Consider the following 19182-nt stretch of genomic DNA (forward strand, 5'->3'; position numbering starts at 1 on the left):
AAAGCACGAAGGCGACCCTTGGGTCGCCTTCGTTCGTTTCGCGAATGTGAAATTCGCGCGACATGCTTACTTTTTCTTGCGTACGTACAGCACCAGGTTGTGATCAACCATCTCGAAGCCATGCTTCTCGACGATCGATTTCTGAAGTTTTTCGATTTCTTCGTCGAAGAATTCGATCACTTCACCCGATTCCACGTTGACCATATGGTCGTGGTGGCCACCGTCAGCCAGTTCGAAGACCGCGTGGCCGCCGTCGAAGTTGTGGCGGACCACGAGGCCGGCCGCTTCGAACTGGGTCAGTACACGGTAAACCGTGGCCAGACCGACGTCCTCACCAGCTTCCATCAACGCCTTGTAGACGTCCTCGGCACTCATGTGGCGCTGCTCGGTAGAGTCGAGCATTTGCAGGATCTTGACCCGTGGCAGGGTCACTTTGAGGCCGGCTTTGCGTAGTTCGCTATTTTCAACCATGGTCAGCTTTCTCGCGATGCTGCTTCGCAGCTTCTCTTAATGCGGGTATGATCGGCGTTTACGTTGTCCCAGCCAAGATAGTGGAAGTCGCCCACCGATGCAAAACACCAAGCTCTTGCTAACCAGTTTCACCTTTGTGGGACTGCTCGCACTCGCCGGTTGTTCATTCCCCGGGGTTTACAAAATCGACATCCAGCAGGGCAATGTCGTCACGCAGGACATGATAGACCAGTTACGCCCGGGAATGACCCGGCCGCAAGTACGGTTTATCATGGGCAACCCTCTGCTTGCCGACACGTTCCATGCCGATCGCTGGGATTATCTGTACAGCCTGCAACCGGGTGGCGGTGAACGCCAGCAGGAACGAATCAGCGTTATCTTCAATTCCAACGACCAGCTTGTCAGCCTGTCCGGTGACTTCATGCCCGGCGTGAGCCGTGATGAAGCCATTCTCGGCAAGGACAGCGGTACTACCGTGACCGCGCCGGCTGAAAACACCGACAAGCCAGAAGCTGAAAAACCAGCCAAACCAGGCTCCTTGCTGGATCAGATCCAGAAGGACGTCGATGGTGTGGAAACCGTACCGGTTCCGACGCCAGAGCCGCTGGACACCTCGCCGCAGTAATAGGCGAGGCAACAAAAAACCCGGACATTCCGGGTTTTTTATTGCCTGCCGTTTGGTCTGCTCAAGAATTGCGTGCTTTGGCCTCGGCAGCCTTGGCCGCGCGCAGGCGTCGAACTTCTTTGGGATCAGCCAGCAGCGGTCGATAAATTTCGATGCGATCACCCGCCTGTACAGCGCGCGAATCCGCGTCAGTCACGACCTTGCCAAAAATCCCCAGCGGACACTCCGCCAGATTCAGCTCAGGAAACTCGGCCGCGATGCCCGATGCGTGCACCGCAGCCCGAACGCTAACGCCTTCAGCGACGCTGATCGCACGCAGAACCTGGCGATCAACCGCCGCGTACACGACTTCTATCTCGATCACCGGCTTAACCATGCATCTGCTTGGCGCGCTGGCAGAAAGCATCCACCAGCTGGTTAGCCGCCTGATTGAACAGCGGGCCCAACGTAGCGCGTACCAACGGCCCGGCATAATCGAACGACAGATCCAGACTGATCTTGCAGGCCTTTTCGTTCAGCGCCTTGAATACCCAGATGCCGTGCAACTGAGTGAACGGGCCTTCTTCGAGATTCATCTCGATCGACTGCCCCGGAACCAGCGTATTGCGCGTGACGAAATGCTGACTGAGGCCGCCCTTCGCTACGCCGACACTGGCGCGCATGTGTTCTGGGGAGCTTTCCAGCACTTCAGCCTCCGAGCACCACGGCAGAAACTCCGGGTACCGCGCGACGTCGTTGACCAGGTCGTAGAGAAACTGCGCCGGGTACGGCAGGAGCGCGGATCGTTGGATATGTGTCGTCATGTAAGCGTTACTTCCAGAGCTGAGCGGCAAAGACTACAAGAATGCCGATAGGCGCCACGTAGCGCATCAAGAACAGGGACAGAGCAAACAGAACCGGGTTACGGATGGACAATTCATCCCGCACCGCTTCACGCCCCATCACCCATCCCGCGAACAGCACGAAACACAAGCCACCGAGGGGCAACATGATCCGCGAGGTGAAGAAATCGATCACGCCGAAGAAGTCGAGACCGCTCTGCGCACCCCATTGATAGAGGCTGAACGCCCCGCCTTCGTTCACGAAAAACTTGGCTTCCTTCCAGATATTGAAAGAAAACACCGTGCCCAGACCAACGAACCAGCAGGTGAACGCAAGCCAGAACGTCACCCAGATGCGGCTGATTTTAGTGCGTTCAACCAGGTAAGCCACCATCGGTTCGAGTAGCGAAATAGCCGAACTCCAGGCAGCCACCGCGACCAGCACGAAGAACACCACGCCCATCAACTGGCCGAAAAACACATTACCAAAAGCAAATGGCAGGCTGACGAACATCAGTCCCGGGCCTTCGCTTGGGTTCAGGCCAGCAGCGAACACAATCGGAAACAGCGCCAGACCGGCCACCAGCGATACGAAAGTATCCAGCAGCGCAACGCCGACCACCGTGCCCGACAGCGAGGTGTTCTTCGGCATGTAGGCGCCGTAGATCATGATGGAGCCGACGCCGACGCTCAGCGAAAAGAACGCGTGCCCCATCGCTGGCAGCAGGCCGTCGAGGACTTTTTCCGGGTGGAAGTCGAACATGAAATGCACGCCTTCCATGAAATGCCCGGTGGTCATGCTGTAACCCAGCAGCACCAGAATCATCACGAACAGCAGCGGCATCATGATCCGCAGGCTGCGTTCAAGCCCGGCGACCACGCCTTTGGCGATCACGAAGGCCGACAGCAGCATGAAAATCGTGTGCCAAAGTGTCAGGCGCCATGGATTGGAGATGACATTGCCGAAATAGGCGCCGACCTGATCGGCCGTCGCGCCCTGGAAATCGCCACGGCCCATGTCGACGATGTAATCCAGCGACCAGCCGCCGACCACACTGTAGAAAGACAGAATCAGCAGGGCCGTGATCATCCCGGCGAACGCGCCCCACGACCATTTCGCCGAGTGCCCGGCTTCCAGTGCCAGCACCTTCAGGGCATTCGCCGGACTTTGCCGGGCGCGCCGGCCGATCAGGGTTTCCGCGAGCATGACCGGGACACCGATGAGCGCGATGCACGCCAGGAACATCAGCACAAAGGCGCCGCCGCCGTAGACCCCGACCATGTAGGGGAACTTCCAGATACTACCCAGTCCCACGGCCGAACCGGTCGCGGCGAGTATGAATACCCAGCGGCTAGCCCAACTGCCGTGGACAGAAACCTTGTCTGTCGACATCGTTTATCACGCCCAAGCGTTAGAAAAAGAGGCCGCATTGTCCGGGATTCACTCAACCTGCTCAAGCACGCAGCAACACCGTAGCCGACAGCCGAACAACTCCATATAATGCCGCCCCTATGGCTAAACAGAAGAAACACCCAACAGGGACCATCGCGCAGAACAAAAAGGCGCGACACGATTACTTCATCGAGCACAAGTTCGAGGCTGGTCTGGTCCTGGCCGGCTGGGAAGTAAAAAGTCTGCGGGCGAGCAAGTTGCAGCTGGTCGACAGCTATGTGCTGCTCAAGGATGGCGAAGCATGGTTGCTCGGCAGCCACATCACGCCGTTGATGACCGCGAGCACTCACGTCATCGCCGACCCGGTGCGCACTCGCAAACTGCTGCTCAACCGCCGCGAGCTGGACAAGCTTGCCGCCGCCGTGCAGCAAAAGGGTTACGCCTGCGTCTGCCTGTCCTGGTACTGGAGCAAGCACATGGTCAAGTGCGAAATCGCTCTGGGCAAGGGCAAGAAGGAATACGACAAGCGCGACACCGAGCGCGAGCGCGATGCCGGGCGTGAATTGCAGCGTGCGGTGCGCAACAAGGGCAAGGAAGACTGATCTTTCTCCTTTAGCGCCAATTCGCGAGCAGGCTCGCTCCCACCTTGGAATGCATTTCAAAGGTGGGAGCGAGCCTGCTCGCGAAAGCTATTTCAGCATCAACCCAACCACATCTGATCACATCCCCTTGCGCCGCTCCGCCCGAGCCATGCGCTGCACCTCCTGACGCACCTCTTCCAGCACTTCCTGCACATACAGAATATGGCGGCTGGACACTTCTCGCGCCTGCTCGGCACGCCCTTCGATAATCGCCAGATACAATTCCCGATGCTGCGAGATCAGCATGTCGCGGGTTTCCGTGCGCTGTTTGTACATGCCGCCGATGTTGGTCACGACGTTGCGCTTGAGCAGATCGAACAGTCCGCGAATCGTATGCAGCAACACCGCGTTATGGCTGGCCTCGGCAATCGCCAGATGAAACTTCGCATCCGCCGCACCCTCCTCCGCCCGGCTGACTTCTTCGTGACGCGAGTAGCAATCCTGCAACTCTTCGAAAGCAGCAGTCAGACGTTCGCGATCGACATCCGTCGCGCGCAATGCGGCGTAGTAGGCGCACGACGCCTCCAGGGTGTGCCGGAATTCGAGCAAATCACGCTGCGCTTCGGGATTGCTTTCAAGCAATTGCAGCAGTGGATCGCTGAACGTCGACCCCAGGCCTTCCACCACATAATTGCCGCCGCCCTGGCGACTGACCAGCAAACCTTTGGCCGCGAGTTTCTGAATCGCCTCGCGCAACGACGGGCGTGATACGCCAAATTGTTCGGCCAGCGCGCGCTCGGCCGGCAGCCGCTCGCCCGACTTCAGCGTGCCCTCGAGGATCATCCCCTCGAGGCGCTCGACAATATCGTCAGACAAACGGCGCTGACGTATCTGATCAAAGCCCATAACTCATTTCTCCACGATCCCGACCGCTCGCCGGGGTGTCTATTCTGGCCTATCCGCGCGCCGCCGACACCTGCCAGACGGCACTTCGCCAATGCGGATCAGTTGCGCTCTGCACCGCATCTTCGACGAAAGTTTCAGAGCGGCAAATTGACACACCGCCACCAAGGCTTTTACCCTAGCCAACAGCGCTTGTAAATTGGTCTTACCAATTATCCAAGATCGCTCACAGTGCCTGACCAACAACAATTAGGGGCCACCCCACCATGCAAACCTGGCAACAGCTCTACAGTCCGCTCGGCAGCCTTGGCGTCTCCGCTCTCGCGGCCGTCATTCCCATCGTGTTCTTCTTTCTCGCCCTGGCGGTGTTCCGCCTCAAAGGCCATGTGGCCGGCAGCATCACCCTCGCGCTTTCGATTGCCGTGGCGATTTTCGCCTTCCAGATGCCAGTGGACATGGCCTTCGCCGCCGCTGGTTACGGTTTCGCTTATGGCCTGTGGCCGATTGCCTGGATCATTGTCGCGGCGGTGTTCCTCTACAAACTGACGGTGAAAAGCGGTCAGTTCGAGGTCATCCGCAGCTCGGTCCTGTCGATCACCGATGACCAGCGCTTGCAGGTGTTGCTGATCGGTTTCTGCTTCGGCGCCTTTCTGGAAGGTGCCGCCGGTTTCGGCGCGCCGGTCGCGATTACTGCCGCACTCCTTGTAGGACTGGGCTTCAATCCGCTGTACGCCGCCGGCCTGTGCCTGATCGCCAACACCGCGCCGGTGGCATTTGGCGCGCTGGGGATTCCGATCATCGTGGCGGGCCAGGTCACTGGCATCGACGCCTTCAAGATCGGCGCCATGACCGGTCGCCAGCTGCCACTGCTGTCGCTGTTCGTACCGTTCTGGCTGGTGTTCATGATGGACGGCCTGCGCGGTGTGCGCGAAACCTGGCCCGCCGCGCTGGTGGCAGGCTTGAGTTTCGCCATCACCCAATACTTCACTTCCAACTTCATCGGCCCGGAACTGCCGGACATCACTTCGGCGCTGGCCAGCCTGATTTCCCTGACCCTGTTCCTCAAGGTCTGGCAACCGCGCCGTGCCGCCGGCCAGCACATCGTCGGCGCCGTGTCGGCTTCGGTGGTCAGCGCCAGCGTCGGCGGTTTCGGCCAGAAGCGCACCACAGTGGCTTCGCCCTACAGCCTCGGGGAAATTTTCAAGGCGTGGTCGCCGTTCCTGATCCTCACTGTGCTGGTGACGATCTGGACGCTGAAGCCTTTCAAAGCGATGTTCGCTGCCGGCGGCTCGATGTACAGCTGGGTGTTCAACTTCGCGATTCCGCACCTTGATCAACTGGTGATCAAGACTGCGCCGATCGTGGCCAACCCGACCGCGATTCCAGCGGTGTTCAAACTCGACCCGATTTCCGCCACCGGAACGGCGATTTTCTTCTCCGCGCTGATTTCGATGCTGGTACTGAAGATCAATTTCAAAACTGGTCTGACCACTTTGAAAGAGACCTTCTACGAACTGCGCTGGCCAATCCTGTCGATCGGCATGGTGCTGGCGTTCGCCTTTGTCACCAACTACTCCGGCATGTCGTCGACCATGGCCCTGGTGCTGGCGGGTACTGGCGCCGCGTTCCCGTTCTTCTCGCCGTTCCTCGGTTGGCTGGGCGTGTTCCTCACCGGTTCAGATACGTCGTCGAACGCGCTGTTCAGTTCGTTGCAAGCGACCACCGCCCACCAGATCGGCGTCAATGACACCTTGCTGGTGGCGGCCAATACCAGCGGCGGCGTGACCGGCAAGATGATCTCGCCGCAATCGATCGCCGTGGCCTGCGCCGCGACCGGTCTGGTCGGCAAGGAATCGGATCTGTTCCGCTTCACCCTCAAGCACAGCCTATTCTTTGCAACGATTGTCGGTTTGATCACCCTGGCTCAGGCCTACTGGTTCACCGGTATGCTGGTGCACTAAACCTACAAAAAAGACGGAAATAACCGACGCCGGCCCGTGATCCGGCGTCAGCAATTCACCACCGGGTCTGTAAGGCTGCTGAAAGCAATGCGCTTTATATTCGGCAGCCGCAGCAGACGGATAACCGGGCCCACCCGGAGACACGCCTGATGAGCGAGCTTTTTTACAACGCCGTGCCGAACGCGACCCGCGTGGCACCGCCACTGCCCGAACCTCGGCAATACCCCAGCGAGAAACCGTCGAGGGTCTACCTGTTCGGCACGTGTGTGGTCGACCTGTTCTACCCCGAAGCCGGGATGGACGCGATCCATCTGCTGGAGCGCGAAGGGATCCGGGTCGAGTATCCGCAAGGGCAGAGCTGCTGCGGCCAACCGGCCTACACCTCAGGCTACACCGAGCAGGCGCGGACGGTAGCGCGCTCGCAACTGGCGTTGTTTGCCGGCGATTATCCGGTGGTGGTGCCGTCGGGTTCCTGCGCCGGCATGCTGCGCGAGCATTACGCCGACTTGTTCAAGGACGAGCCGGAGACGTTGAAACAGGTGCAGGCGCTCGCAGCGCGCACCTATGAATTGGCCGAGTTTCTGCTGTTCGTCTGCAAGGTGCAGCTCAAGGACAGCGGCGAACCGGTGAAAGTCGCGCTGCACACCTCGTGTTCGGCACGCCGCGAAATGAACACCCACCTGCACGGCCGCGAGTTGTTGGCGCAGTTGAGCAACGTGGAGCGGGTTAATCACGACCACGAAAGCGAATGCTGTGGCTTCGGTGGGACATTCAGCGTCCGTATGCCAGACATTTCCGGCGCGATGGTGGCTGACAAGACCCGCGCGCTGAAGGAGTCCGGCGCGCACAAGGTACTGAGTGCCGACTGCGGCTGTTTGATGAACATCAACGGCGCTCTGGAGAAACAGCAGCAAGCGTTGCGCGGGCAACATCTGGCGAGCTTCCTCTGGCAGCGAACCGGAGGTGCGCAATGAGCACCTCGACGATTATTCCTACGGTCGCCGTAGAAGAAGATTTCCGCACCCGGGCACACAATGCCCTGGGTGATCAGCAGCTGCGGAACAACTTCCGCACTGCCATGGATTCACTGATGACCAAGCGGGCAGCGGCTTTCAGCGATGCCCACGAAAGAGAACACTTGCGCGCACTGGGCAATTCGATCAAGGCCCGCGCGCTGTCCAAGTTGCCCGACCTGCTCGAGCAACTGGAACAGAACCTGACCCGCAACGGTGTGACAGTGCACTGGGCGGAAACGGTGGACGAGGCCAATGGCATCGTCTTATCGATCATCCGCGCTCACGAGGCGCGGCAAGTGATCAAGGGCAAATCGATGGTCAGCGAAGAGATGGAGATGAACCATTTCCTCGAGGCTCGGGACATTGAATGTCTGGAGTCCGACATGGGGGAGTACATCGTCCAGCTCGACCACGAGAAGCCTTCACACATCATTATGCCGGCGATCCACAAGAATGCCGGTCAGGTCGCGTCCTTGTTCCACGACAAACTTGGCGTGGAATACACCAAGGACGTTGACCAACTCATTCAGATCGGTCGCAGGGTCCTGCGGCAGAAATTCTTCGAAGCCGACATCGGCATCTCCGGCGTCAACTTCGCCGTGGCCGAAACCGGCACCCTGCTGCTGGTGGAAAACGAAGGCAACGGGCGGATGACCACCACCGTGCCCCCGGTGCACATCGCCGTCACCGGCATCGAAAAAGTCGTGGAAAACCTGCGCGACGTGGTGCCGCTGCTGTCACTGCTGACGCGCTCGGCGCTGGGCATTCCGATCACCACCTACGTCAACATGATCTCCGGCCCGCGCAAGGAGCATGAACTCGACGGCCCGCAGGAAGTTCATCTGGTGCTGCTCGACAACGGTCGCAGCCAGGCCTTCGCCGACAGTGAATTGCGCCAGACCCTGAACTGCATCCGCTGCGGCGCCTGCATGAATCACTGCCCGGTTTACACCCGCGTCGGCGGCCATACTTATGGCGAGGTCTATCCAGGGCCGATCGGCAAAATCATCACCCCGCACATGGTCGGCCTGGCCAAGGTTCCGGACCACCCGAGCGCGTCCTCACTGTGCGGCGCCTGCGGTGAAGTCTGCCCGGTGAAAATTCCGATCCCGGCGATCCTGCGCCGTCTGCGCGAGGAAAACGTCAAAGCCCCGGACGCACCGAATCAGGTGATGCGCGGCCAGGGCAGCAAATATTCGCGCAAGGAGCGCTTCATCTGGAACGCCTGGGCCAGACTCAACAGCTCGCCGACGCTGTACCGCTTGTTCGCTTTTTTCGCCACGCGCCTGCGCGCCCTTACGCCGAGCAATGTCGGCCCATGGACGCAAAACCACAGCGCGCCAAAACCGGCCGCGCGTTCGTTGCATGACATGGCCCGCGAGCATCTGGCCAAACAGGGAGAGCGTCGATGAGCGCCAAGCAAAACATCCTCGGCAAACTGCGGAAAAGTCTGACCGGCACCACGCCAATTGCCGACAACTTCGACGTCGATCTGGTCACCCAGCCCTACACCTACAGCGCCGAGCAACGCATCCCGCAACTGCGCAAACTGATGGAAGCGGTGCACACCGAAATCCACCTGACCTCGGGCGCCGAGTGGCCGGCATTACTGGCGCAACTGCTGCGCGACCGCCAATTGCCGAGCCTGCTGATCGCTCCGACAACAACTCACGGGCAACGCATCACCCAGCACTGGGCGAATAATCCCGAGCTGCCTGCACTGAAATCCTACGACCGGCCGATGGAAGAGTGGAAAGCCGAACTGTTCAACGACACCCCGGCCAGCCTCACCGGCACCCTCGGTGCCATCGCCGCGACCGGCAGCCTGATCATCTGGCCTACCCGCGAGGAACCGCGCTTGATGAGCCTGGTGCCGCCGGTGCATTTCGCCCTGCTCAAGGCCAGCGAAATCCGCGACAACTTCTATCAGGTGCAAGAGGAATTCGAATGGGCGCAAGGCATGCCGACCAACGCGCTGCTGGTCTCCGGCCCGTCGAAAACCGCCGATATTGAACAGGTCCTGGCGTATGGCGCGCATGGCCCTAAAGATCTGGTCGTGCTGATTCTGGAGGATCAATGAGTCTTCCTGCTGCTTTCCTGCGTGATGCCGAGCGACTGATTCCAGCAGACCGGCGCTTCGACGATCCGCTGTCGACCCTGGCCTTTGGCACCGACGCCAGTTTCTATCGACTGATTCCGAAACTGGTGATCCGCGTCGAGTCTGAAGACGAAGTCGTGGCGCTGCTGCAACTGGCCCAGCGCGACAAGGTGCCGGTGACCTTCCGCGCCGCCGGCACCAGTCTGTCCGGGCAGGCGATCAGCGACTCCGTGCTGATTGTGCTTGGGGATAACTGGAACGCCCGCGAGATTCGCGGCCAGGGCACGCAGATCCGCCTGCAACCGGGCGTGATCGGCGCGCAGGCCAATGCCTGGCTGGCACCGTTCGGGCGCAAGATCGGCCCGGACCCGGCGTCGATCAATGCCTGCAAGATCGGCGGCATCGTCGCCAACAACGCCAGCGGCATGTGCTGCGGCACCGCGCAGAATACCTATCACACCCTGGCCGGGATTCGTCTGGTGCTGGCCGACGGCACGCGCCTCGACACCGAGGACCCTGCCAGCGTCGCGGCATTTCGCTCAAGCCACGGCGACCTGCTCGAACGCTTGGCGACTTTAGGTCGCGAGACCCGCGCCAACGCCGAACTGGCCGCAAGAATTCGCCACAAATACCGTCTGAAAAATACCACTGGCCTGTCGCTCAATGCCCTGGTGGACTTCGACGAGCCTGTGGATATCTTGAGCCACCTGCTGGTCGGCTCCGAGGGCACCCTCGGCTTTATCAGCGCGGTGACTTACGACACCGTCATCGATCACCCGAACAAGGCCTCGGCGCTGATCGTGTTTCCCGATGTCGAGACCTGCTGCAACGCGGTCACCGTGCTGAAAAGCCAACCGGTGTCAGCGGTGGAGTTGCTCGACCGACGCAGTCTGCGCTCGGTGCAGGACAAAAAAGGCATGCCCGCTTTCGTACAGCTGCTGTCGGAAAATGCCTGCGCGCTGCTCATCGAATCCCGCGCCGCTTCGTCGACATTGCTGCAGGAACAACTGGCGCAAATCATGGCGTCCCTGCGCGATTTCCCCGTAGAGAAGCAGGTCGACTTCACCGAAGACCCGGTGGAAAACGCCCGCCTCTGGGCCATCCGCAAAGACACCTTCCCCGCCGTCGGCGCCGTGCGCAAAACCGGCACCACAGTAATCATCGAAGACGTGACCTTCCCGGTCGAACAACTGGCCATCGGCGTCAATCGCCTGATCGAGCTGTTCGACAAACATGCCTACGACGAAGCGATCCTTTTCGGACACGCACTGGAAGGCAATCTGCACTTCGTCTTCACCCAAGGCTTCAACAGCCCGGAAGAAATCGCACGCTACCAAGCGTTCATGGACGACGTCGCGCAACTGGTCGCGGTGGAATTCGGCGGCTCGCTGAAAGCCGAACACGGCACCGGCCGCAACATGGCGCCGTTCGTGGAACTGGAATGGGGCAGCGACGCCTATCAACTGATGTGGCAGCTCAAACGCCTGCTCGACCCCAACGGCATTCTCAATCCGGACGTGGTGCTCAGCGAAGATCCGCAGATCCACCTCAAGCACCTGAAACCGCTGCCGGCGGCGGACGAGATTGTGGATAAGTGCATCGAGTGCGGTTTTTGCGAACCGGTCTGCCCATCGAAAGGCCTGACCCTGAGCCCGCGCCAGCGCATCGTCATCTGGCGTGATATCCAGGCGAAAAAGCGCGCCGGCGTCGACACCACAGAACTGGAAAAAGCCTACGAGTACCAAGGCATCGACACCTGCGCCGCGACCGGCCTGTGCGCGCAACGCTGCCCTGTAGGCATCAACACCGGCGAACTGGTGAAAAAGCTCCGTGGCCGACACGCCACGCATCAGAAAACCGCTGACTGGATCGAAGGAAATTTCGCCAAGACCCTGCAAGGCGCGCGCTTCACCCTGCATGTCGCCAACGGTGCGCGGATGATGCTCGGTGCGCCGCGTCTCGCAAAGTTGTCGGCAACGCTGACGCGCTTGTCCAAAGGCCAGGTGCCGCTGTGGACCAACGCCATGCCACAACCGGAAAAAGCCATTCGCTTCAGCCCGAGCGTTTCCGACAAGCGCCCGCGCGTGGTCTATCTGGCGGCTTGCGTCTCGCGGGTCATGGGCCCGGCGGCGGGCGACAAAGAACAGATGTCGCTGTACGACAAAACCCGTGGCCTGCTGGAAAAGGCCGGCTACCAGGTAGTCTTTCCCGACAACCAGGACAACCTCTGCTGCGGCCAGCCGTTCGCCTCCAAGGGCTACGCTGAACAGGCCGAACACAAACGTCAGGAGCTGATAAGCGCCCTGCTCCACGCCAGTCGCGGCGGCCTCGACCCGATCTATTGCGACACCAGCCCGTGTACATTGCGACTGGTTCAGGACATCGGCGAAACACGACTGGATCTGTACGATCCGGTGCGCTTCATCCGTACGCATCTGCTGGATCGTCTGGACTTCACACCCCAGGAAGCGCCGATTGCCGTGCACGTGACCTGCAGCACTCAACACTTGGGCGAAAGCCAGGCGCTGATCGATCTGGCGCGCAAATGCAGCAACACCGTGGTGATTCCTGAAGGCATACATTGCTGCGGATTTGCCGGCGACAAAGGCTTCACCACACCGGAGCTGAACAGCCATTCGCTGCGTACGCTCAAGGACGCCGTGCAGCACTGCAGCGAGGGTATTTCCACCAGCCGCACCTGCGAAATCGGCCTGACCCAGCACGGTGGCATCGACTACCACGGGCTGGTTTATCTGGTGGATCGGGTGACACGGGCGAAGGCTGTCTGAAAAAAAATAGAACTCTTGAGCGAGACGGCAATCCACAGAACAGGCCCCGAAAAATCGGGGCTTTTCCTCCATTCGGTGGCTCGCCCAGCGGTCAGCGAAGCCTGGATCCCTCAGTTCAAGGAGATACACATGAAGCGTTCTGTACTGTTAGGTCTGTTCGTTACTGCCTCGATGATGGCGTCCACTTCGTTCGCCGCAGACAAGCCTGCCGATCTGTGCGATGCCAACATCCAGACAATCAACAACGCCAAAGGGCAGTTGTCGGCGAATCCGGAATTGAGCCAGCGCGCCGAAACCAGCGTGAGCAAGGCCCAAGCGCTGAAAGCCGAAGGCAAAATCGACGACTGCGTTGCCGAAACCTCGCAAACCATCGTGGAACTGCGTAAATCGACCGGCACCAACAACTGATCCATGCTGACGGGCCAACCTGCGGGTTGGCCTCGTCGGCAGATTGACGTACACTGTGCACGCTTGTTGCCCGATCAGATTCACCGGGCAATGAGTTCGGGGCCGTTTAGGATTCGACGCCGGTTGCGAAACTCTAGGTGCATGCCGACTTGGTAACAGAAGTCGTAAATCCACTGTTGCAACTACTTATAGTTGCCAATGACGACCAATACGGTGTTGCTCTCGCTGCTTAATTGCAGCTGACAATGCTCCTGGTACCTTCGGGTCCAGCAATCATCAGGGGATGTCTGTAAACCCGAAATGATTGTCATATAGAACAGAATCGCCGTGCAGTACGTTGTGGACGAAGCGGCTAAAACTTACACAACTCGCCCAAAGCACCCTGCCCGTCGGGTCGCTGAGGGTTAACTTAATAGACACGGCTACGCATGTAGTACCGACAGCGGAGTACTGGCGGACGGGGGTTCAAATCCCCCCGGCTCCACCACTTCATCATCTAAAGACGTCCATGGACGTCTTTTTTTGTGCCTGCGACCCAGCAAATACGCGGCCTCCAGCGCTTTTGCGGTCTTTTGAAAGTTTTTGAGTTCCAGCCGTTCGGGTATTCCAGGCGGTATTCCAGTCCACCCGGTGCTAATCTTTGGAATACCGAATCAGTGCTTGAGGACAATCTCATGCCTGCTCAAAACCTCCGCCTCTCCGATCGACAGCTCAAGGGAGTCAAACCCGCGTCCAAGGATTATGTCCTCACTGACGGTGATGGTTTGCAGCTTCGAGTACGCAGCAATGGCTCGTTGCTGTGGAATTTCAACTACCGCGAGCCGGTTACCAAGAAGCGCATCAACATCGGCTTCGGGACCTATCCCGAACTGTCACTGGCGAACGCACGAAAGAAGGCAGTCGAAGCGCGCGAGCTGCTCGCCCAAGGCATCGATCCGAAGGTGCAGCGCAATACGTTGAATGAAGCCAAACGGGCAGAAACGGAACATACCTTCGAGAATGTGGCCACCGCTTGGTTCGAGCTCAAAAAAGACTCGGTGACCCCGGCCTACGCCGAGGACATTTGGCGGTCGCTCACGCTGCATGTATTCCCTGACTTGAAAACGACACCACTCGCAAAAATCACCGCGCCGATGGTGATCGCATTGCTTCGTCCAATCGAAGCGAAAGGCAGCCTGGAGACGGTCAAGCGCCTTAGCCAGCGGCTAAACGAGATCATGACCTACGGCGTAAATTCCGGCCTGATCTTCGCCAACCCGCTCACCGGCATCAGGGCAGTATTCAAGAAGCCCAAGAAAGAGAACATGGCTGCGCTTCCGCCCGAAGAACTCCCCGAGCTCATGCTGGAGATCGCGAACGCCAGTATCAAACGCACCACCCGCTGCCTGATCGAATGGCAGTTGCACACGATGACTCGCCCCGCCGAGGCGGCGACTACTCGCTGGGCAGACATCGACTTTGAAAGGCGCGTTTGGACTATCCCTGCGGAGCGGATGAAGAAGCGCCGCCCACACAGCATTCCTTTGAGTGATCACGCTGTCGCGTTGTTGGAGTCACTGAAGACCCACAGCGGCCATCGCGAATACGTCTTCCCGGCCGATAGAAATCCGCGCACCCACGCCAATAGCCAGACCGCGAACATGGCGTTGAAACGCATGGGCTTCCAGGATCGCTTGGTCAGCCACGGCATGCGCTCGATGGCCAGCACCATCTTGAATGAGCATGGGTGGGATCCGGAGCTCATTGAAGTCGCACTGGCTCACGTAGATAAGGATGAGGTGCGCAGCGCCTACAACCGCGCCGACTACATTGAGCGCCGGCGTCCGATGATGGCCTGGTGGAGTGAGTACATCCAGAAAGCCGCGACCGGCAGCCTGCTCGCCTCAGCATACGGCCAAATCAGAGACAAGAACGTGGTACCGATACGCTAGCGCTATGCAGGCGCAATAACGGCAGCAACAACAACTGAGCGTTCAAGATTCAGGGCGAGCAGCCTCGCTCATCCGCTTCTCAGCGCGGGTCCATCCAAACAGGGCTGCAAAGCCGCCCTGTTTGGATGGACCTCACTTTGAAGGGCTAAAAGCGACCACTTTGTCCAGGATTTACCACGGAATTCCACCGGTGGATAACCGTTGTTCAAGTCCAAAGTGGCGCTGAATTTCGAACCTTGACCGGGTTTATCCACAGGCGTAGAACTGGCCGTGCAAGAGCTGTCGATGACAGCAACCCAGGTGGCCCGAACCTTGAAGGCCACACCGCTCCCGCGGTGGTTCCCCCCAAAAGGCGATTCGCGTCCGGCAGCTCGCCCGGTCACCTCCCCGGTGATGGATGCCTACTTCAGATCATGGCCCTCGTGCGCCAGACAACACTTTCTACTTCGCTGCTCTGCAGCAACCTATCCGCTTGGCCGAATCTTGCGCCAACCTGTGCCCGTCTCTTTCTCCTGGAAAGAGACGGGCGCTCCTACCACTGCTGCAGCCCTCATCTCACTTGGCTTTGCGGCAACTCCCCTCGTGACAATTGGCGTGACAAACGCCGATGTCACCAGCAACAGCGTTGTAGATGATGGTGCCGCAGACCACGGAATGGACTGCACCTGACTGACAGTCAGGCATGCCCCGGTCATCGCATTGCTGCGTTCACCCGGCTCAGGATCTTCAGGCGCTGGTTTAGTCAGCCAGCACTGCCTCCACCCGCCCACCGGTAACGGTGTTAAGGAGGCCAGATCATGAGATGCCCTTGCTCCCGGTTGTAAGGAGCCGTCAGTCCCGCGTAGTGGACATTCCCCACAGGTCGCAGGGGCCTTGATCCCTGATAACACTCAGCATTCTTGGCGGGATGACGTGGGGCGAGGATCGGAGATCGAAAGATGAGGTGAGCGACATGGCACTGGTGGGTAAGCGCGATGGCCGCAATTTCGGTTATGGCAGGCAATTGAGTTACGCAGGGCCGCAGGCGCTGAAAGACATGTTCGGCGGCGGTCATTACGGCACGGTCAAGGCGCACTGTGATCGGTGGCAGGCATTCGTCAAATGGTGCCGTTCCGAACTAGGGCCCTGTATCAATGATGCACGGCAGATTGATCGGAAGGTGTTGGCCGACTATGCGGCGTACCTGCGCGACGTTGTAGCGCACGGTGACCTCGCCATCAGCACTGCACAAAACCGGCTATCCAGCGTTAACAGGACCATGGCAGCGCTTCGCGGTGATCAGTGCGTGAAATTGCCAAGCCCGAGTAAGGCGTTGGGTATGCAGCGCACCGGAGTTCGCCAGTCGGTGCCTCAGGGCCAAGACCGCGAACAGATTAAGCAGATCGTCGATGCACTTTGCAGTCGTGACCAGAGACGGGCCGCCGCGATCATTCTCTTGGCGCGAGCCACCGGCATGCGCTTGCGTGAGGCTATCTTGGCCGACCTGCCACGGCTAAGTCGTGAGGCTAACGACCTAGGCAGGATCAATATTCAGGATGGCACCAAAGGCGGCCGCGCCGGTGCGTCGGCACCCCGTTGGATTGCGGTGGACGACCATGTTCACGAGGCGCTTGGGTTTGCACAGCAGGTGTCGCCTGTGGGTAGCCGCAACCTGATTGCTCCATACGAAAGCTACCTTAGTGTGCTGCAGGAAACCATCCGCCCAGCACGGGACATCCTGCATGTACACAACCTGAAAGGCTTCCATGAGCTAAGAGCGGCGTACGCTTGTGAGCGCTATGAGCAAATCACCCAACACCGCGCACCTATCAACGGTGGCCCATGTTGCGAGATAGATAAGACCCTTGATCGTGAGGCTCGCAGGCAAATCAGCTATGAGCTTGGGCACGGTCGGATCGATGTGGTCGCTGCCTACATTGGAGGTCGTAGATGAGTAAGCAATTCGATATGGAGCTGTTCTTGGCTGCGGTGCTGACGGGGTCGTACGCAACTCGGCAGCGCCATTTACGACAAGCGAAGCTCATCCAAGCTGAGATATCTGAACGCTGGCGGCTAGAAAAACCTTGGGCTTGGCAGAAAAAGCACATGGCTTGGTTTCTTGAGCATCGCCTAAAACTACGCAGCGAGGCAACGCGATATCACTATTTGCTGACCGTGCGGCTTCTCGCTCGTCGTTTACAAAAAACATGGGCTTTCAATCTCTGAGTACGCCTCTAGGGGTCATCAAGCCCTTCAGTGGACATCGGGATTATTTCTTCCCTGCTGACAGCCCCCGAACTCGCTAATCGGTCATTTAGCGTTGCACTCGTCCGCGTGAAGTACTACTACCGGCTGACTGCCCTCCTGATTTCAAAGAAAATGGGGAGGGACTGGGCTCCGGTTGCACTTGGGCAAGCGAAGTCGCAAAGCATCGGTTTGAACGTCTTAGGCCCGTGCTGACATCGTGATCGTTGAGGACCGACGGGTACGAGGGATGACAAAACCTTTCTCCCTCGTACCCGTCGGTACCGTGGCAGGCCAAGGGCTTAAGCGCTAAACCCTCAACTCTTCCAGAATGGTTCTCTGGTATACATCGTACATGGGCGAGCTTTTCATCGGCTGTACCGACCAATGAAAGCGCATGCCACGGCCAATCATGATGGCGCTGCGAATTTCGTCGATCGGGCCAAATGCATGGCTGGCTTTCTGAAACTCCATTTGCTTGTTTCGCAAAGGCGCCGAGCCATAGATGTCTCGAAATTCATGTATCAACATCGCTTCGAACTCGGAGTAAACCTTGGAGGCATTCCTCGCCCTTGGGAAGCAATAAGCAATGAGAAATTCGTAGTCGCCCTGCAAATCGGCCAGCTCAAGCAACCAGTTCTTGTGCTGCGTGATCCGTTGCTCGAAATTACCTTCGCCGATGTAAACCGTGGGTGAGATGCCTTTGGGATACTGGATCGCGAACAGACCATTGAGCCTGATCACATACACGCATCGCTCCAGGTCCTGTAGCTTCACCCCTCTACTTTGCAACTCTGGCCAAACATACTTACCCCACGTCTGATTGCAGTTCCAGTGAAGCCAATCCCATTCGATGTGCACATTCGCCATTGCCCTGGTTCCTTTCAAGACTTTTTAGTCAGGCGCGCCATCGCGTCAGCCAGCACGCTGTCGGCTCTAGCCGACTCCACGCTCATTCCTGCAAGAGCGGCCTCCGACGCTCGTAGATCATTACGACTCTTCTGCACCTCCATGACGCGCCCAACGCAATGCAGGGTGTCCCGATAACCCTGCTCGATCCAGGTGGGAATCTTATCGACATCAAAACCCAGCAAGTCCTGAGCCCCGCTCATGAGGCCAGTAGCTCGGCTCAGGCTTTGCTGGGGACGAATTTCCAGAATGGTCGCATCCGGGAATCGTTGGCGACTCCAAGGCGATCCATCACTCAGGTGAGTGACGATCACCAGGTTGCAGCCAGCTTCCAGCAATGGGGTGATTGGCGTATTACCCTGCATCGTATGCCAGCCACCTTGGCCGCCGTCCGAGTAGCGTCGCTCACCGTGTTTGCGGGAAGCGAACAATAGCGGGATCGCCGCCGAAGCCAGCAACGCCTGTTTGCGTTGGTCTTCCTTGAGGGACTGTATATGCACGAATTCCGAATCAGGTGTATTGCCCAGCCCGACCTCGGCCATGAATGCTGACGCCAAGTCCTGAAGCCCGCCGTTGCTGCGATACAACGACACATAGAGCGGCATCCCTGTCGCCAACTGCTGGCTGTCGAGAAATTCATCCATTAGCTGCTTCAACGGCTGGTCGTCCAACAAGCCTTCGTCCAGCCCATCAAGCCAGCTCGGCAGTTCGTAATCGAACGCCCCGGCTATTTTCTTTACGGCGTGAACAAGCGCCAGCACAGCGCCTGCACCCTGAACCCGCAGGCCCGCTGCAGCCAGCAGCGCAAGATACCCAGGAGCTTTCATGCTCAACGGGGATTCATTGGCCAATCGTTCCCAAACGGCCTCAAGGCGCTCGATAGCCACATCTAGTGATGGAGAAGAAGCCAGAACGCCGCCATTGAGGGCGCCAATACTGGCTCCGGAGACCACATCAATACGGGTGCCGAGCTCACGCAAGGCTCTGAGCACACCGACCTGATAGGCCCCCTTGGCCCCACCACCGGAAAGCACCAACCCGACTTTCATGGGC

Annotated in this window: 18 protein-coding genes and 1 other RNA gene; 12 read left to right on the forward strand and 7 right to left on the reverse strand. The window is 59.0% G+C overall.

Features of this window, described 5'->3' with window-relative positions; genetic code table 11:
• Nucleotides 1–66: 66 nt before the first annotated feature.
• Nucleotides 67–471: a ferric iron uptake transcriptional regulator gene (gene fur, locus AC0IXA_RS21060; RefSeq protein WP_016771770.1), complete on the reverse strand. Its 405-nt coding sequence runs from the start codon at nucleotides 469–471 to the stop codon at nucleotides 67–69.
• A 97-nt stretch (nucleotides 472–568) separates the two neighbouring features.
• Between fur and AC0IXA_RS21065 the strand changes: the two genes are divergently transcribed.
• A complete protein-coding gene (locus AC0IXA_RS21065) occupies nucleotides 569–1096 on the forward strand; it encodes an outer membrane protein assembly factor BamE (RefSeq protein ID WP_110603496.1) in 528 nt (175 codons plus the stop codon).
• A gap of 61 nt (nucleotides 1097–1157) precedes the next feature.
• Here the strand turns inward: AC0IXA_RS21065 and AC0IXA_RS21070 are convergent, their stop codons facing one another.
• The 3 genes from AC0IXA_RS21070 to AC0IXA_RS21080 are packed head-to-tail and all read right to left on the reverse strand — an operon-like array spanning nucleotide 1158 to nucleotide 3310.
• Nucleotides 1158–1472, reverse strand: a complete 315-nt coding sequence (locus AC0IXA_RS21070) for an RnfH family protein (protein ID WP_471814467.1) — start codon at nucleotides 1470–1472, stop codon at nucleotides 1158–1160.
• The gene (locus tag AC0IXA_RS21075) at nucleotides 1465–1899 is read right to left on the reverse strand and encodes a type II toxin-antitoxin system RatA family toxin (protein ID WP_016771773.1); all 435 of its coding nucleotides are present in this window, start codon (nucleotides 1897–1899) and stop codon (nucleotides 1465–1467) included. Before AC0IXA_RS21075 ends, AC0IXA_RS21070 begins: the two co-directional genes overlap by 8 nt.
• Before the next feature lie 7 nt (nucleotides 1900–1906).
• The gene (locus tag AC0IXA_RS21080; RefSeq protein WP_016771774.1) at nucleotides 1907–3310 is read right to left on the reverse strand and encodes a sodium-dependent transporter; all 1404 of its coding nucleotides are present in this window, start codon (nucleotides 3308–3310) and stop codon (nucleotides 1907–1909) included.
• A 119-nt stretch (nucleotides 3311–3429) separates the two neighbouring features.
• Here AC0IXA_RS21080 and smpB point away from each other — a divergent pair, with 119 nt between their 5' ends.
• Nucleotides 3430–3912 (forward strand): SsrA-binding protein SmpB, encoded by a 483-nt coding sequence (smpB, locus tag AC0IXA_RS21085; RefSeq protein ID WP_007953781.1) that lies wholly within the window; start codon nucleotides 3430–3432, stop codon nucleotides 3910–3912.
• 117 nt (nucleotides 3913–4029) lie between these two features.
• On the opposite strand, the gene AC0IXA_RS21090 is transcribed toward smpB, so the two are convergent.
• Nucleotides 4030–4797, reverse strand: coding sequence for a GntR family transcriptional regulator (locus tag AC0IXA_RS21090; protein WP_110646639.1), 768 nt, complete (start codon nucleotides 4795–4797; stop codon nucleotides 4030–4032).
• Between the two features lie 263 nt (nucleotides 4798–5060).
• Between AC0IXA_RS21090 and AC0IXA_RS21095 the strand changes: the two genes are divergently transcribed.
• The 10 genes from AC0IXA_RS21095 (at nucleotide 5061) to AC0IXA_RS21140 (ending at nucleotide 17202) form a co-directional block, all read left to right on the forward strand.
• Nucleotides 5061–6755: a lactate permease LctP family transporter gene (locus AC0IXA_RS21095; protein WP_016771776.1), complete on the forward strand. Its 1695-nt coding sequence runs from the start codon at nucleotides 5061–5063 to the stop codon at nucleotides 6753–6755.
• A 149-nt stretch (nucleotides 6756–6904) separates the two neighbouring features.
• Nucleotides 6905–7729, forward strand: coding sequence for a (Fe-S)-binding protein (locus AC0IXA_RS21100; protein WP_016771777.1), 825 nt, complete (start codon nucleotides 6905–6907; stop codon nucleotides 7727–7729).
• Nucleotides 7726–9183 carry a LutB/LldF family L-lactate oxidation iron-sulfur protein gene (locus AC0IXA_RS21105; RefSeq protein ID WP_471814431.1) on the forward strand — a complete coding sequence of 486 codons (1458 nt, stop codon included), beginning with the start codon at nucleotides 7726–7728 and terminating at the stop codon, nucleotides 9181–9183. The genes AC0IXA_RS21100 and AC0IXA_RS21105 overlap by 4 nt, the downstream gene beginning before the upstream one ends.
• Nucleotides 9180–9851 (forward strand): LutC/YkgG family protein, encoded by a 672-nt coding sequence (locus tag AC0IXA_RS21110; protein WP_212615288.1) that lies wholly within the window; start codon nucleotides 9180–9182, stop codon nucleotides 9849–9851. Before AC0IXA_RS21105 ends, AC0IXA_RS21110 begins: the two co-directional genes overlap by 4 nt.
• Nucleotides 9848–12658 (forward strand): FAD-binding and (Fe-S)-binding domain-containing protein, encoded by a 2811-nt coding sequence (locus AC0IXA_RS21115; RefSeq protein ID WP_471814432.1) that lies wholly within the window; start codon nucleotides 9848–9850, stop codon nucleotides 12656–12658. The genes AC0IXA_RS21110 and AC0IXA_RS21115 overlap by 4 nt, the downstream gene beginning before the upstream one ends.
• A gap of 129 nt (nucleotides 12659–12787) precedes the next feature.
• Nucleotides 12788–13066, forward strand: coding sequence for a hypothetical protein (locus tag AC0IXA_RS21120; protein ID WP_076565773.1), 279 nt, complete (start codon nucleotides 12788–12790; stop codon nucleotides 13064–13066).
• 98 nt (nucleotides 13067–13164) lie between these two features.
• Nucleotides 13165–13553, forward strand: a transfer-messenger RNA (tmRNA) gene (ssrA, locus tag AC0IXA_RS21125).
• A 187-nt stretch (nucleotides 13554–13740) separates the two neighbouring features.
• Nucleotides 13741–14997, forward strand: coding sequence for an integrase domain-containing protein (locus AC0IXA_RS21130; RefSeq protein WP_471814433.1), 1257 nt, complete (start codon nucleotides 13741–13743; stop codon nucleotides 14995–14997).
• A gap of 952 nt (nucleotides 14998–15949) precedes the next feature.
• Entirely contained in the window at nucleotides 15950–16930 is a 981-nt protein-coding gene (locus AC0IXA_RS21135) for an integrase domain-containing protein (protein ID WP_471814434.1), read from the forward strand.
• Nucleotides 16927–17202, forward strand: coding sequence for a hypothetical protein (locus tag AC0IXA_RS21140; protein ID WP_471814435.1), 276 nt, complete (start codon nucleotides 16927–16929; stop codon nucleotides 17200–17202). Before AC0IXA_RS21135 ends, AC0IXA_RS21140 begins: the two co-directional genes overlap by 4 nt.
• A 327-nt stretch (nucleotides 17203–17529) precedes the next feature.
• Here AC0IXA_RS21140 and AC0IXA_RS21145 read toward each other — a convergent pair whose 3' ends face one another.
• Together AC0IXA_RS21145 and AC0IXA_RS21150 are read right to left on the reverse strand one after the other, a co-directional pair.
• Complete coding sequence (locus AC0IXA_RS21145; RefSeq protein ID WP_471814436.1) at nucleotides 17530–18090, reverse strand: hypothetical protein; 561 nt, start codon at nucleotides 18088–18090, stop codon at nucleotides 17530–17532.
• A 14-nt stretch (nucleotides 18091–18104) separates the two neighbouring features.
• Complete coding sequence (locus AC0IXA_RS21150; RefSeq protein WP_471814437.1) at nucleotides 18105–19178, reverse strand: patatin-like phospholipase family protein; 1074 nt, start codon at nucleotides 19176–19178, stop codon at nucleotides 18105–18107.
• Nucleotides 19179–19182: the final 4 nt, after the last annotated feature.

It is taken from the genome of Pseudomonas sp. AC083 (assembly GCF_979253165.1).

Coding starts and splice junctions, on each gene's coding strand:
- AC0IXA_RS21120 (WP_076565773.1), top strand. CDS start 12,788: ATGAAGCGTTCTGTACTGTTAGGTCTGTTCGTTACTGCCTCGATGATG.
- AC0IXA_RS21070 (WP_471814467.1), bottom strand. CDS start 1,472: ATGGTTAAGCCGGTGATCGAGATAGAAGTCGTGTACGCGGCGGTTGAT.
- AC0IXA_RS21065 (WP_110603496.1), top strand. CDS start 569: ATGCAAAACACCAAGCTCTTGCTAACCAGTTTCACCTTTGTGGGACTG.
- smpB (WP_007953781.1), top strand. CDS start 3,430: ATGGCTAAACAGAAGAAACACCCAACAGGGACCATCGCGCAGAACAAA.
- AC0IXA_RS21130 (WP_471814433.1), top strand. CDS start 13,741: ATGCCTGCTCAAAACCTCCGCCTCTCCGATCGACAGCTCAAGGGAGTC.
- AC0IXA_RS21095 (WP_016771776.1), top strand. CDS start 5,061: ATGCAAACCTGGCAACAGCTCTACAGTCCGCTCGGCAGCCTTGGCGTC.
- AC0IXA_RS21110 (WP_212615288.1), top strand. CDS start 9,180: ATGAGCGCCAAGCAAAACATCCTCGGCAAACTGCGGAAAAGTCTGACC.
- AC0IXA_RS21150 (WP_471814437.1), bottom strand. CDS start 19,178: ATGAAAGTCGGGTTGGTGCTTTCCGGTGGTGGGGCCAAGGGGGCCTAT.
- fur (WP_016771770.1), bottom strand. CDS start 471: ATGGTTGAAAATAGCGAACTACGCAAAGCCGGCCTCAAAGTGACCCTG.
- AC0IXA_RS21105 (WP_471814431.1), top strand. CDS start 7,726: ATGAGCACCTCGACGATTATTCCTACGGTCGCCGTAGAAGAAGATTTC.
- AC0IXA_RS21145 (WP_471814436.1), bottom strand. CDS start 18,090: ATGGCGAATGTGCACATCGAATGGGATTGGCTTCACTGGAACTGCAAT.
- AC0IXA_RS21080 (WP_016771774.1), bottom strand. CDS start 3,310: ATGTCGACAGACAAGGTTTCTGTCCACGGCAGTTGGGCTAGCCGCTGG.
- AC0IXA_RS21135 (WP_471814434.1), top strand. CDS start 15,950: ATGGCACTGGTGGGTAAGCGCGATGGCCGCAATTTCGGTTATGGCAGG.
- AC0IXA_RS21090 (WP_110646639.1), bottom strand. CDS start 4,797: ATGGGCTTTGATCAGATACGTCAGCGCCGTTTGTCTGACGATATTGTC.
- AC0IXA_RS21100 (WP_016771777.1), top strand. CDS start 6,905: ATGAGCGAGCTTTTTTACAACGCCGTGCCGAACGCGACCCGCGTGGCA.
- AC0IXA_RS21115 (WP_471814432.1), top strand. CDS start 9,848: ATGAGTCTTCCTGCTGCTTTCCTGCGTGATGCCGAGCGACTGATTCCA.
- AC0IXA_RS21075 (WP_016771773.1), bottom strand. CDS start 1,899: ATGACGACACATATCCAACGATCCGCGCTCCTGCCGTACCCGGCGCAG.
- AC0IXA_RS21140 (WP_471814435.1), top strand. CDS start 16,927: ATGAGTAAGCAATTCGATATGGAGCTGTTCTTGGCTGCGGTGCTGACG.